Below are 12583 nucleotides of genomic sequence, written 5' to 3' on the forward strand. Positions count from 1 at the left end.
TGGGGCCACGCGTTCTTTTGCGGCAGCAAAAGTTCGCGGCGGGTCAAACGTCACTCGCAGCGATTTTTTATACCTCATGGTTGGTAGAACAACGCGTCCAGCATCGCCGCTCTGCCAGCCCATACTTTCAGTTGGCTCTTGCTGGTTGGAACTGGCGCGTTCCACCAGACCGAATCCATAATCGGACAAATTACTTCGTCCCAATAGCGGTCGTAGTTCATGTCAGTTTTCTTGACGCCAAAATCCTTGCATAGCTGCGATCGGTTTTTTCCATCAAGACAGACAAAATGGTCCGGCCTTTTCAGAGCCAGCAGACGGCTTGCCACCGCCACGCCGTCACGCCCATGTGGGAATGCCTTCACGAACTCCTCGATATAAGAGCGATAGTGCTGCTCAGTGATACCACCTTCTAAGGGTATCTCATCCAAGGCAGCAGATATATGTGGATCATTATTGTTTATGGCTTGATGGAAGTAACCTGCCCCCTTCATGCTGCCGAACCACGCCCAATGATCGTTATAGTCATTCGGGAGTCCTGCAATCGTTTTACGCACTCCCAATGACATCTCGGAATAGTTTGGCGAATCTCTAAACTCTCTCTGAACTTGATCAAGCAGGTCACATCTCTCGCTGAAACCGTGATATGGGTCTTTTTTAACGGCACGATAGAAATCGTCCCATGACATGGACATAATTGACGTATGGATAGGAGCCTTAAATTCTCCACTTTCGCCATAATTGCTGGAAACTCGGCGAAGTGATGGTTGCTGTGCCTTCCACAAATTTCGATAGGTATCAGCTATTTGCTTTGAGACTTCATCACCGTCTTCCCAGTAACCAGAGATTATATCTTGTGATTCCTGCAGGATAGAATCGGGGGCATCCTGGTTGGTGAAATGCAACATCACTTCGGAGTTTTTATCGAAAGCACCTCTTGTAAGATTCGCGCTACCAATGAGAATTTCCCACTCACCGCCCGATGTAAAGACGTAAAGCTTAGGGTGAAAGACTCCTTGCGGCTGTAGGACAAAACGCGTGCGCTTATCCCCCACAAAATCATCCAACACGTCTGGATGGGTCTGATAGAAGTGGGTGCCAATTACAGCTTTGTTAATCTTTTTGCGACGATTTGAAATTTCTGTAAAAGCAGCGGTTCCTGAACTAGCCCAAGCGACAGCAAAATCAATTTTTTCGTGCGCCGCCGTCAGCTTGACAACAAGCTCCTCCAGTGCATTACCGTGCCTTACAAGTCTCATCGCAACCTCCCCAATAGGTTTAACGCCCGCATTTGCGGCTGGTTTGTAGCGCAGCGGAAAACTAGTCCGATAACATGCGCTTGTTACAAACTTGGTTCACGATACTGCTCATGCAATTTCAATTTTGCTGCCTCCAGTTGTGACAAGAGCGATTCTTTAACTTTGTTTGTTGAAACTGAGGAGATTTTATCGCTAAAGCTTATGTTAGCGACTCGAATAAGTAATTCGGCGTCGTTTTTTTCACGACTAATGAATTCGCTGAATTCAAATACGATTCTACAATCGCCAGAGCACTCTTCTTGAGAAAAAGAGTATTCTGCCTCGACCCGATATACTTCCAAGAACTTATGATAACTTCTGTCTTTCACGAAAAATGTTGTATGGATATCGTTTCCCTGAAGAATCAGGTTTTTTATTTTGTCTTCCATCCAGGATATGTCACTAGGCAACTCCGTCTTTTTATCTGGCCTAAAGCCTATATCTTTGGTGTCTTTAAAGTACAAAGCCTCCTTCAATTGCTTCTGAGATAAATCCTGTAGAAATGCCACACGGTTAGAGTTGCTGAAGTCATTAAATCTAATACGCCGGACGTCTGCCTCGCTGCTTACAAAGCCCTCGCTTTTCATATTCTGGACAATTTTTCGAGAAACCTTATCCGCAACAAGCTTAGTCTCTTGAGATGTATGATTTAAACTCATGCTTACATCTAAGTTATCGTCGCCCTTCCTGAGTGTGACTTTTCCAGAAAATTGAGAGGTATTTTTATCCCAACTTTTTGTCAAATCATACCGCTCAACTTTGAACTCCATTTCGACATGGTCTTGATTTCCACCTACCGCTTTAAAATTAGGCGCACCCAATACTTTGTAGTTAGAAAAAGGCTGATCAATTAGATCTTGTATATTCAGTTCTGCCGGGATCGCATCAAGTAAAGGCTTGTCGCCGCCAGCCCATGGTATACTCTGCGTGTGAATCTTTGGGTTGTCCTCTTTTCCTTTAACTTTATCAATCAACTCTTCAAGCTCAAAAGGGGAGATTCCGGTTTTTATCAGGATCGGAACTGTATTAACCTTCTCATCATCAGAGAAAAAAACACCCCTTCGCCTCAAAATTGACTTAATATCGGCCTTGGTAATTCCCGGCTGACTTAGGAACTCTCTTAAAGGATCACCATAAGGTAGAAGAAATCTTTTATTGTTCATTTATAAGTCCCCTGAAATCGCCATTAGAACAGTGGACTTTGACGTCAAAAAGCGAGGATCTTTCGCCTAGACTTCTAATACACTTGTTCACTATTGACTTGTCTTCCAGCTCATCGTACTGAGTAAATATAAATATAAACTCTTGCGAAAAATCTTGAGAAATATCGCTTGCAAAATTCAACAATCGTTTCATTGCATCCTCACTAAAGTTCTCAATGGTGGAAATGCAAAACTTTTGTTTGTTGTTTGACTTATCGATTAACCTCATGGGAATTATGGGAGATGTAATATACTCCAGCGGCAGAATTTTCCCATACTTTTCTATGCCTTGATCTGTATAGTTTGACGAGTTAAACGCATAATGAAAATTAAGCTCGCATGTATCGTAAATACGGCGCGCAGTTATAATTGAGTTGTATATAAAAGCTGCTCTAGCATTGTCGATTACCTGAATGCTGTTAAAATCAAGCTCCTTGTCTAGTATAACGCCGGCGACCTTTCCAACCACATCTTGCTCGGAATCACGATTGCCGCTAAACCAGAATAGAACACCTGTATCATTCGATCTTCTTATTCCTAAACCTTCGTATTCTCGGTTTGATTGGTCCCGCAGCTCTGATCTTGCAAAACACTCGATTGTCTGAGACAGGTCTGTAATGTGTTCCTTAAATTTGTTGTTCGGCGGACTGGGGTAAGGTTTAGATGTGTATTTTACTGAAATGATTGCGTTAGAAATCGTAAAGTCTTCCAGCTGGCTCTTATGTGGGAAGAATAGATCAATGCCATGCGTGGTTCGAGGCGATCCTTCCTTCTTCGCATGCTTATCCGGTTTGTTGCACTGCAAAGTTTCACCATCACCAGGCGCAGCCCACCCAATCATTTTTAAGAATTCGAGCACAACTCTTTCGCCGTGTTCGCCTATTTTCTTAGAAAGCTCTCCCATATTATTTCCTTCTATAAAGGTGAACTCGGGCTACGACTTGTAACGCCCGCATTTGCGGCTGGTTTGGAGCGCAGCGGAAAACCAGTCCGCCAACATGCGCTTGTTAGAAGTTTTTTGGCCTCGTAATTTCATGAAACTCCATGCATTCTTTTGCTTTTGCGTAAACCTCGCAAACATGCGTCCATTGGAAATTTCGATGGAAAGCAAGCACTACCATTTTAAGAGTCTGATACCCGATACCGAACTGTTGGTGAAAGTCATGCTCAAACTCAGTCCAATTAGGCTTCTCGCCAGACTCGATTATGCCTTCGAACTTCTCGAATATATCGTGCGCTCTATCAAGATCGCCCTCGTCCCAATCCATAGCTATTACAAGCGTGGCAATAGGATGCTCACGAGAATCGAGCGATTCACCAACTAGGCCCATTTGATACTTAAGCTTATTAATTTGTGACTGCAACTCTTTCATATCTTGACTCCGTTTAATTGATTTCCATTAGGCGCTCATTGCACAGTTGAATTGCCTCTTGGAAGACAACATGGAGATTGCTACTATTTTGGGTCGTATTATTATCCTGCCTCACTTCGTGAAGTAGCGCATTAGCTGAATTTAATTTTTCTTTAATATCCACATCTTGCGATTTCTGATTAAACCTGTTCATCGCTTGATCTATGCGTTCTTGGACAGAATCACATATATTGGTAATACTTTGACCTCGACCACCCGACTTGAGAAGTTTTCGACAGTCCTCCTGCCCCCTTCTCAAGATCTCTCCAGCTTCTGAAATCGATATCTTTCTAAGGTCAAACGCAACCTGATCTTTATAGCGTTTAACCTTTCCAGCCTGCCACAGAGTTACCGCAGTCCCTATTGCGGTAAGTATCGTTCCTATCCATGCTATAACGTCACTACTCATTAATATTCCTAATCTGGTGGGCGGCTCGACTTCTAACGCCATGCGAAGCGGCCGGTTTGGAGGCGCAGTCGCGCCGGAAAACCGGTCCGCTTGCGCTACTGGTTAAAATCTCAATCGGCGTACGCCAATAGTCCCGTGAAACTTCCAACAACCTGTTCCCAATTTTTGGCTGAGGCAGCATGACGCAGCAACTTGGAGAGTCGATCTTCTACTACTTGCCAATCAAAGTAGTCGAGTACCAATGTATGGCTGATGATTGTCCCAGAGGCATACCGACAAAGCTGCGAGGGGGAGACGACATCTAAACTGAACACCTCGCCACCTGCTTTTCCTCGCTCACCGATGGACACCTGAAGCAAAATAGCGAAATCGCTTCTATCACTAGGGTACCCCGAGGACGGCGGGCTGAGATCAGGACTCCAGATCGTTTGAATTTCTAAATCCATATAACTTTTAACAGTGATTGGACTGCGCGTCCTGATATTGAATGAACAACCTGCACGTTCAACAATATTATCTGTCGAGCTTCATTTCTTCTAACTCATTGATTTTCCATGTAGCTAAGTATAGCTCAGCCACCTATGCAGAATTCGCACGCATACGCGTTTTGTCGGAGCCAATATACTGTATGCGAATTAACTAATTCTCCAGGATGCTGCCAAATGCATTTTTCTCTACAGCCCTGGTAACTATTAACCTATCCCCAAACCAGCCCAAACGTGCCCCACCTCCCCCGTGTAAAGAAGCCACCCAAGCACCGCGCTATTCACCACCACCCCACACCAAAATATCGCCTGAAACGGCTGCTTCTTGGTTTTGTGCCGAAATAGCCGCTGCGCTACCAGCGCGCCGGGCCAGCCACCGATCAAGCCTGCGAAGAGCAGCGTGGCTTCTGATGTTCGCCACTGGCCCCTTTCCGCTGCGGCTTTGTCGAAGCCGTACATGGCGAAGGTGATCGCGCTCAGCAGCATGTAGGCTCCCACAATCTTTAGCGGTATGTGACCCAGAGCACTCAAGGCCGCCAGAAGCGTGGAGAAGGCTGCGACCACAGTGCAAGCGAATGCCATCCCCTTGCTGCGAGGAGCTGAGCGGTTTGGTGATAGAAAAAGTACTTTCTGTGCTCTGGGCCTGCTCTGGCTATCACGGGTCAGATGGTAAGTGATTGGCTCGTTCACTTTTGGCCGGCCTTCACCGCGGGGAAAGGCGCTGATATGAACGAACACGCGAGGGCCGCCTGTGGCTGGCGTGATGAAGCCGAAGCCCTTGGCGTCGTTCCACTGTGTGAGCTTGCCTTGCTGCCGCATTGGGCTCTCTCCTACGCGGCCGAATTATTTTTAATCAATAGGTTACTGGGATTTTCAGATAAGAATGGTTTTGTCAGGCGGGGAAATTGGGGAGTCGGGGCACGCTACCGCCCCTGCTGGCAGAATGGATGATGTTCGCATCATCCTAATGCGGCAGTCCCTGTGTACGTCTTGGTCACTCAGCCGTCTACTGCGGCTTTTTACCTAACGTAACCAAGCGAAACGTTTAGGGCAATGCCAACGAAAGCATGAGGCGCCGATAGAGTCGGTTCGCTTGATCTGAGTCGGAAACAAAAAAAACCCAAAGACGGGTATCCATCTTTGGGTTCGGTTTTGAGTCAGGTCCGCGTTACTGCCGCGGACCTGTCGTTCAGCGGTGCAGGTCGAAGCGGTCGTTCTCCATGACCTTGACCCACCCTTTCACGAAGCGGTCGATCATGCGCTCCTCACCGCCGTTGGCGGCGTACTCCTCGGCGATGGCGCGTAGCTGGGAGTTGGAGCCGTACACGAGGTCGACGCGAGTGGCGGTCCACTTCTTCTCGCCCGTCTTGCGGTGGCGGCCTTCGAAGCGCTCTTCGCTGTCTTCGAGGGGCTCCCACACGGTGCCCATGTCGATGAGGTTGACGAAGAAGTCGTTGGTCAGCTGGCCGGGGCGGTCGGTGAGGATGCCGTCGTCGTTGTCACCCACGTTGACGCCGATGGAGCGCATGCCGCCGAGCAGCGCGGCCATCTGCGGTACGCTGAGGTTGAGCATGAAGGCACGGTCCACCATCAAGTGCTCAGCCGGGATGGAGGTCACCTGGGGCTGCATGTAGTTGCGGAAGGCGTCGTGCCTCGGCTCCAGGTGGGCGATGGTATCCACCTCGGTTATCTCCTGGGTGGCGTCGGTGCGGCCCGGGGTGAACGGCACGGTGACGTTGTGCCCGGCCGCCTTGGCCGCCATCTCGACCCCGACGCTGCCGCCCAGCACGATCATGTCCGCCAGCGAGATATTGGCGTCCGAGGCGTCCTTGATCTGCTTGAGCTTGTCGATCACGTCGTACACGCCGGAGCGCTGGTTGATGTCCCAGCCGGTTTGCGGGTCGAGACAGATGCGCGCGCCGTTGGCACCGCCGCGGTGGTCGGTCTGGCGGTAGGTGCAGGCCGAGGCCCAGGCGGTGCTCACCAGCTGCTTGGCGCTGAGGCCGGAGTCGGCGATCTGCTGCTTGAGGGTAGCGATCTGCTGGTCGTTGACCAGCGGCCCCTGGTGCTCGGGCACCGGGTCCTGCCACACGAGCACCTCGTCGGGCACCTGCGGGCCGAGGTAGCGAGCGCGCGGGCCCATGTCGCGATGCAGCAGCTTGTACCAGGCGCGGGCGAACTCGTCGGCGAGCTTCTCGGGGTTCTGGTGGAATTCCTTGGCGATCTCGAGGTAGATGGGGTCGGTGATCATCCCCATGTCGGCGGTGTTCATCACCGGCGGGTTCTTCTTGCCTTCCACATGGGCGTCGGGCACCCAGTAGCCCTCCTTGACCTCTACCGGCTCCCACTGGTTGGCGCCGGCGGGCGATTTCTTCACCTCCCACTGATGGGCGAAGATGGTGTTGAGGTAGGCGTTGTCCCACTTGGTCGGCGTCGGGGTCCAGGCGCCTTCGAGGCCGGAGGTCACGGTGTACTCGCCGAGGCCGGTCTCGTGGGTGTTGGCCCAGCCGAAGCCCTGCTGGTGGATCTTGGCGCCTTCGGGCGCTTCGCCCACGGCATCCGGCGAGCCGTTGCCGTGCATCTTGCCGAAGGTGTGGCCGCCCACCGTCAGCGCGACAGTCTCACGGTCGTTCATGCCCATGCGGGCGAAGGTCTCGCGTACGTCCTGGGCGGACTTCATGGCGTCCGGCACGCCGTTGGGGCCTTCCGGGTTGACGTAGATGAGGCCCATCTGTACCGCGGCGAGGGGGTTGTCGAGCACGCGGCTGCCGTCTTCCCAGCTGCCGGTGTAGCGTTCGTCCTTGGTGGCCAGCCACTCGGTCTCGGGGCCCCAGTAGATGTCGTCTTCCGGCGCCCAGATGTCGGCACGCCCGTAGCCGAAGCCGAAGGTGCGAAAGCCCATGGTCTCCAGCGCGCGGTTGCCGGCGAGCACCAGCAGGTCGGCCCAGGAGATCTTCTCGCCGTACTTCTGCTTGATCGGCCATAGCAGGCGGCGCGCCTTGTCCAGGTTGCCGTTGTCGGGCCAGCTGTTGAGCGGGGCGAAGCGCTGGGCGCCGGTACCGCCGCCGCCACGACCGTCCACCGCACGATAGGTGCCGGCTGCGTGCCACGACATGCGAATGAAGAACGGGCCGTAGTGGCCCCAGTCGGCGGGCCACCACTCCTGGGAATCGGTCATCAAGGCATCGAGATCGGCGCAGAGTTCGTCGACGTCGAGCTGCGAGAATGCCTCGGCATAGCTGAAGTCGGCCCCGAACGGGCTGGCGTCGGGGTGTTTCTGGTGCAGGATGTTGAGGTTGAGCTGGTCGGGCCACCAGTGCTCGTTGCCCTGCAGGCGGGATGTGGTGCGCGCCCCGTATTCCCGGCGTGTAGGCTTCTGATCGGACACGGTCTTCTCCTCGACTGGATGGTGGCCTAGGGGTCATTGTTGTAAACGCCTTGCGGCCCGAAGCCGTAGGCATGAGCGTCCCGTAAGCCGTCAGTTATCAGTCAAGGATTCGGAAGCGAAACCGTCAAGGCGGTTGAGGGCTTTCGGCTCGATAGGGTCAGGCTATGAGTGAAGATACCCAAGTCAGCTAACGGGCTGGACGGCGTTTGCGACAGCCTGGCAGTCGGATGCAGCGTCGCTCCCCCGTTACGAAGGCGTCGCAAGGCCCATGATCACGGATTCGTTACGATATATACGGGCACCGGAAACTCTACGGCACCGCTGGAGCGACTAAACGGCTTCAGCGCTACTTCCGCCTCCTGGGTTACGGCGTCGATGGTGTCCTGATCAAGCCGGATTCCAGCAAACGGAAACCACCCCTTCACGTCTGCCAATACCATGTGCTCAACGCTAGTGAAGCGGGCTCGTCCCTTGTGTGTGGCAATTTTCGGGGAACTGATGCCAGCACTGGCGAACAGGGACGCAAGCCTGTCCGGGTCACCCATCGAGAATGGCATGCGAAGCGCGTCGCCTACTGACTTGCTGACCAAGCGCTCGTACACCTCGGCGAGGGCAGCATAGGCGGGCAGGTCTTCCAGCGAGCCGAAAACCGCCACCGCTAAGTTGCCCCCTGGCTTTAGAACACGCTTCATTTCCCGTAGTGCCGCCTCTGGCGCGCGGAAGAGCATCAGTCCGAACTGGCAGAGTACGGCATCAAAGCTCTCGTCTTCATAAGGCAAGGCTTCTGCGTCTGCTTCACGCCATAAAACTTCGGGTGAGATTCGCCGTGCTACGGCCAGCATGCCGGGATTGATATCAACTCCCGAAACTGACCCGTTTGACCCAACTCGCTCGACGAGGACTCGTGTCAGTACGCCGGTACCACACGCAACGTCCAGGACATCTTGCCCATCGCCAATATCCGCGGCATTTGCTAACCGATGCGGCCATTCCGCAAACAAGGCTGGAGCAAGAAGGCTCTCATACTCTGCTGCCACCTTTTCCAGCTGCTGCTGATGTAGTTGGCTCATGCAAAAGCCTCCTGCGCAGCCAAACCGCCATTACCCGTCCGTCGCGCGCTGAGAGTTAAGCGATTTGGACTCGAACTCGCTTTGATAGCCAGGTTTTGCCGCTACGAATATTGTAGACCACATGCTCGCCTATTCACTTGAAGTAGGCTGGGCTGCGAGCCGGCAGACCATGAGCGGGCGCAGGCACAGCGCCCGCTCCGCTTCCGCTCGCTTATCTGCTTCCGGCCATTCCGCCAGTTCCGCCGGCAGCGGTTCGAGCGGCTTGTGCGCCCGGTAGTGATCCACCAGTGCGTTACGGGTGATCTGGTAGAGTCTCCAGGTCAGGTTGCATTGCGCAGTACCGCCTGCGGTAGCGCGATCAAATCCGTCACGCCATAGTCCTTGCCGCATTGGCTCAGCAACGCCGTCAGCTGGCCCCGATGATGGGTCTGATGGTTGAAGAAGTGCGTGACCGCGAACCACATATCGAAGGAGCGAGGCTCGGGATTGCTGATACTCGTATATTCTAGCGTGCCTGAAAGCTTGTCTTCCGTGAGCGAATCAGCCCACTGCACGATCTCTTCATCGGTGGCTTTCCGGTCATCTCTCAGCGCATCGAATGCCGGGTGAAGCTCTTGGTCCAGGCCGCTGACGTGAAATCTCTTCCCGGTGAATCGCGCCAGCCAGATCTTGTCTGCCAGCAGCAGGTGGTTCAGGGTGCCATGGATGGACTTGAAGAAGACTCCACGATCTTTCTGCCGCTCGGCCTCCGAAAGCTCGGCGCACACGGCGTAGAGACGCTCGTTCATCCACCGGTTGTAGCTGGCTAGATCTCTTGCTTGTTGCGCATGCATGTCGACACCTCCTAAGGCTTGGCATTGTGCGGGAGCAGATCACCACCACTCTCCGTGTCTGATGGTTAACGCTCGACATGAGCGGCGGCGGATTCCCTGTGATGACGAGGCATTTCATCGACTGTCGATCTCACTGGTGTACGCTGCGTATTCCTGGGTCAGGCTTTCGTACAGTTCAAAGGGAGGGAACTGCTCGAAGCGATGCATCGCCGGTGTGGTGGCCCACGGCAGTTTCTCGCTCGTGTAGGTCTCGATGAACGGCACGAACCAGGCGGCATTGTCGAACATCGTCGGGCGCACGTTGACGATGGCCTCGATGGCGGCCGGCCGGGTGAACATCCAGCTCATGCAGTGGGGGCAAAAGAAATGTGCCAACTCCTTGTCGTGCAGGCCGCCGATGACCGGCTCCCCCTGCGTGACGCTGAAGGCATCGCTGGGAAAGATGGCACTCAGCGAGAAGGCGCTGGAACTCATGCGCTGGCATCCGCTGCAGTGGCAGGCCGCGGTCAGCAAGGGTGGCGCTGTCACACGGATCCGGACACCGCCGCAGCGGCATCCACCTTCGAGGGGGAGCAGGTCCTGGTTCATTCTCGTTTTCTCTGCGTTGCGTGAAGATGAATGTGGGTCAGCTTGCCCTGCGCTTCGTCTCTTGGCAAAGCGCGCCACACCCCGAGGCTTTGCTGTCAGTACTGCCTTTTCTCGCACTTCTCTTTATTTCCTCAGCCAGCCAAACGCATTTTCCAGGAACGCTTCCGCCTCCTCCTGTACCGGTATGCCATGGCACATGATGACATTGGTAGGTTCCCATTCGAGCATTCGCTGCAGGCATTGACGGGCCTGGCGATGGTGCAGCCGAAACGATTGGCGATAGTCGAGCGGGGTTTGCCCATGGGGAGCCAGCACTCGCCCCAGCCGGGCCAGTTTCCGATGGAAGCGTGAAAGGGAGTTCGGATCGAAGTTCTCCACCAGGTCGCCGAAGATGAGGGTCCGGGAGGGTCGATGGAAGAATACGACTTCATCGAACAGTCGGCTGCCCTGGAAGATGAGCTGGTCGATTGCGTCGGCCCAGAATGGCTCCGGACGATCTTCCAGTTCCTTGTGAAAGGCCAGATCCTGCCGCTTTCGGCTAAGGCCGGGTGGCGCGAAACTCAGGGTATTCGTGTAGGCGGCCTGCCATTGAGCCCAGTACAGGTGGTGAAGGGTGTTGGGCGATACCAGGTACCTCGGCTGTCCCAAGGATTCCACGACCTGGGCGACTCTTGGGGTCAAGTCGATCGGCGAGTGAATGAAGAGATCATCGCCAGGCAGCCGCACGACGGTCATGCGCGTCGGGAATGGCATGCTGAACCAGCGCACAACGGGGCCTTCCACGATCCATACGTTTTCCGCAAGCTGCATGACTCCGTTCACGCCTCTCTCCTCAAACGTTTTCGACGCCTTGTCTTCGCTCGCTAGAACATCCGCTCCCCAGGCAGCCTGGATGCCTGGCGAAGCCACTCTTCCAACTGGGCTTCGTCGATCGGCTCATCCTGGTGGATGTGGAGGTAGCGCGTATTGGGATCCTTGGAGGTGACAGGCGGCGGTGGCTCCAGCGATGCGCCGTTGAGAAACGCCACCTTGATGTACTTGGTGAAGCAGTGGAACGTAAGGAACCATCCCTCGCCCTCGATCCCGTAGAAGGGCGAGTTCCATCTCACCGCCTTGCGCACTTCGGGAACCGTACGCACGATGAGCTCGTCGAGCCGGCGCCCGACGTCCTGCTTCCACTCCGGCATGGCGGCGATGTAGGCCTGTACCGGAGCGTCGCCGTCGGCCTTGGGGATCTGCGGGTTGCCTCCCGACAGCAGCTTCGGCTTCGCTTCTGCCGCTGGCTTGGCCTTGTCGCGTGTCATCCTGCATCCCTCCCGTTCAGGGCGAGGCCAGACAGTCGGCGTATCGCTGACGAGCCGCATCCACTGGCGCCGCCCTACTCACTGTCACCAAGCATACCAGCTACAGGTTAGGCGAAGACTTGGCCACTCGATGATACGAAGCCGGTATCGACCATCGCCAGCTGGTCGATACCGGCTTTCGGAGGGTATGGCAAGGCTGCGCTCACCGGTGGATGATCTCCCCCTTGAGCGAATAGGCGATGCCCAGCACTTCGTCGCAGACGGGGCGCGGATACTCCATCTCGTTCATGGCCTGCATGATGTCGTCCATCACGGCCACGTATTCGGCCGCGCTGACGTTCATGCCGGTGTGGGTCTCGATCATCGAGCGGCCGGTGTACTCCACCGGCCCGCCGGAACCTGCCGCGATGAACTCCTTGACCTTGGTGCGGGCCCGGTCCAGCGCCTCTTGATCGAGGGCTTGGTAGCGTGGGCCGGCGACCTCGTTCTGCAGGTGGAGTTCGACGATGCGGTCGCAGAGCTTGTCAATACCGTCGCGACCGCCGAGTCTGTCATAGAGGGTTTCGTTCATGGCGAAATGCTCCTTTTCGAGATTCG

Annotated in this window: 14 protein-coding genes; all 14 read right to left on the reverse strand. The window is 54.4% G+C overall.

The window, feature by feature from the left end:
- Window positions 1-74 precede the first annotated feature (74 nt).
- The 14 genes from HNO53_RS12150 to HNO53_RS12220 all read right to left on the reverse strand — a co-directional run bounded on the left by HNO53_RS12150 (window position 75) and on the right by HNO53_RS12220 (window position 12557).
- Window positions 75-1256 carry a phospholipase D family protein gene (locus HNO53_RS12150; RefSeq protein ID WP_209472393.1) on the reverse strand — a complete coding sequence of 394 codons (1182 nt, stop codon included), beginning with the start codon at window positions 1254-1256 and terminating at the stop codon, window positions 75-77.
- A gap of 83 nt (window positions 1257-1339) precedes the next feature.
- Window positions 1340-2458, reverse strand: coding sequence for a GapS4b family protein (gene gapS4b, locus HNO53_RS12155; RefSeq protein WP_209472395.1), 1119 nt, complete (start codon window positions 2456-2458; stop codon window positions 1340-1342).
- Window positions 2448-3401, reverse strand: coding sequence for a GapS4a family protein (gapS4a, locus tag HNO53_RS12160; protein ID WP_209472397.1), 954 nt, complete (start codon window positions 3399-3401; stop codon window positions 2448-2450). Before gapS4a ends, gapS4b begins: the two co-directional genes overlap by 11 nt.
- Before the next feature lie 103 nt (window positions 3402-3504).
- Window positions 3505-3870 carry a hypothetical protein gene (locus HNO53_RS12165; protein WP_209472399.1) on the reverse strand — a complete coding sequence of 122 codons (366 nt, stop codon included), beginning with the start codon at window positions 3868-3870 and terminating at the stop codon, window positions 3505-3507.
- Between the two features lie 13 nt (window positions 3871-3883).
- Window positions 3884-4318, reverse strand: coding sequence for a hypothetical protein (locus HNO53_RS12170; protein WP_209472401.1), 435 nt, complete (start codon window positions 4316-4318; stop codon window positions 3884-3886).
- 110 nt (window positions 4319-4428) lie between these two features.
- A complete protein-coding gene (locus HNO53_RS21675; RefSeq protein WP_209472403.1) occupies window positions 4429-4764 on the reverse strand; it encodes an Imm8 family immunity protein in 336 nt (111 codons plus the stop codon).
- Between the two features lie 246 nt (window positions 4765-5010).
- Window positions 5011-5622, reverse strand: coding sequence for a DUF1294 domain-containing protein (locus tag HNO53_RS21495; protein WP_242597409.1), 612 nt, complete (start codon window positions 5620-5622; stop codon window positions 5011-5013).
- 370 nt (window positions 5623-5992) lie between these two features.
- A complete protein-coding gene (gene katG / locus HNO53_RS12190; RefSeq protein WP_209472405.1) occupies window positions 5993-8191 on the reverse strand; it encodes a catalase/peroxidase HPI in 2199 nt (732 codons plus the stop codon).
- A 272-nt stretch (window positions 8192-8463) separates the two neighbouring features.
- Entirely contained in the window at window positions 8464-9261 is a 798-nt protein-coding gene (locus tag HNO53_RS12195; protein ID WP_209472407.1) for a methyltransferase domain-containing protein, read from the reverse strand.
- 320 nt (window positions 9262-9581) lie between these two features.
- Window positions 9582-10094, reverse strand: a complete 513-nt coding sequence (locus tag HNO53_RS12200) for a DinB family protein (protein ID WP_209472409.1) — start codon at window positions 10092-10094, stop codon at window positions 9582-9584.
- Between the two features lie 114 nt (window positions 10095-10208).
- Entirely contained in the window at window positions 10209-10682 is a 474-nt protein-coding gene (locus tag HNO53_RS12205) for a GFA family protein (RefSeq protein WP_209472411.1), read from the reverse strand.
- 123 nt (window positions 10683-10805) lie between these two features.
- Window positions 10806-11504 carry a DUF4336 domain-containing protein gene (locus HNO53_RS12210; protein WP_209472413.1) on the reverse strand — a complete coding sequence of 233 codons (699 nt, stop codon included), beginning with the start codon at window positions 11502-11504 and terminating at the stop codon, window positions 10806-10808.
- Window positions 11505-11545: 41 nt separating this feature from the next.
- A complete protein-coding gene (locus tag HNO53_RS12215) occupies window positions 11546-11986 on the reverse strand; it encodes a DUF1801 domain-containing protein (protein WP_209472415.1) in 441 nt (146 codons plus the stop codon).
- A gap of 202 nt (window positions 11987-12188) precedes the next feature.
- On the reverse strand, window positions 12189-12557 hold the full coding sequence (locus HNO53_RS12220) for a truncated hemoglobin (RefSeq protein WP_209472417.1): 369 nt from the start codon (window positions 12555-12557) through the stop codon (window positions 12189-12191).
- Window positions 12558-12583: the final 26 nt, after the last annotated feature.

This window comes from Billgrantia antri, assembly GCF_017868935.1.
Lineage (GTDB): Bacteria > Pseudomonadota > Gammaproteobacteria > Pseudomonadales > Halomonadaceae > Halomonas > Halomonas antri.

What these genes read in the sequence shown, in the direction of transcription:
- HNO53_RS12150 (WP_209472393.1), bottom strand. Translation starts at nt 1,256, where the DNA reads ATGAGACTTGTAAGGCACGGTAATGCACTGGAGGAGCTTGTTGTCAAG.
- gapS4b (WP_209472395.1), bottom strand. Translation starts at nt 2,458, where the DNA reads ATGAACAATAAAAGATTTCTTCTACCTTATGGTGATCCTTTAAGAGAG.
- gapS4a (WP_209472397.1), bottom strand. Translation starts at nt 3,401, where the DNA reads ATGGGAGAGCTTTCTAAGAAAATAGGCGAACACGGCGAAAGAGTTGTG.
- HNO53_RS12165 (WP_209472399.1), bottom strand. Translation starts at nt 3,870, where the DNA reads ATGAAAGAGTTGCAGTCACAAATTAATAAGCTTAAGTATCAAATGGGC.
- HNO53_RS12170 (WP_209472401.1), bottom strand. Translation starts at nt 4,318, where the DNA reads ATGAGTAGTGACGTTATAGCATGGATAGGAACGATACTTACCGCAATA.
- HNO53_RS21675 (WP_209472403.1), bottom strand. Translation starts at nt 4,764, where the DNA reads ATGGATTTAGAAATTCAAACGATCTGGAGTCCTGATCTCAGCCCGCCG.
- HNO53_RS21495 (WP_242597409.1), bottom strand. Translation starts at nt 5,622, where the DNA reads ATGCGGCAGCAAGGCAAGCTCACACAGTGGAACGACGCCAAGGGCTTC.
- HNO53_RS12195 (WP_209472407.1), bottom strand. Translation starts at nt 9,261, where the DNA reads ATGAGCCAACTACATCAGCAGCAGCTGGAAAAGGTGGCAGCAGAGTAT.
- HNO53_RS12200 (WP_209472409.1), bottom strand. Translation starts at nt 10,094, where the DNA reads ATGCATGCGCAACAAGCAAGAGATCTAGCCAGCTACAACCGGTGGATG.
- HNO53_RS12205 (WP_209472411.1), bottom strand. Translation starts at nt 10,682, where the DNA reads ATGAACCAGGACCTGCTCCCCCTCGAAGGTGGATGCCGCTGCGGCGGT.
- HNO53_RS12215 (WP_209472415.1), bottom strand. Translation starts at nt 11,986, where the DNA reads ATGACACGCGACAAGGCCAAGCCAGCGGCAGAAGCGAAGCCGAAGCTG.
- HNO53_RS12220 (WP_209472417.1), bottom strand. Translation starts at nt 12,557, where the DNA reads ATGAACGAAACCCTCTATGACAGACTCGGCGGTCGCGACGGTATTGAC.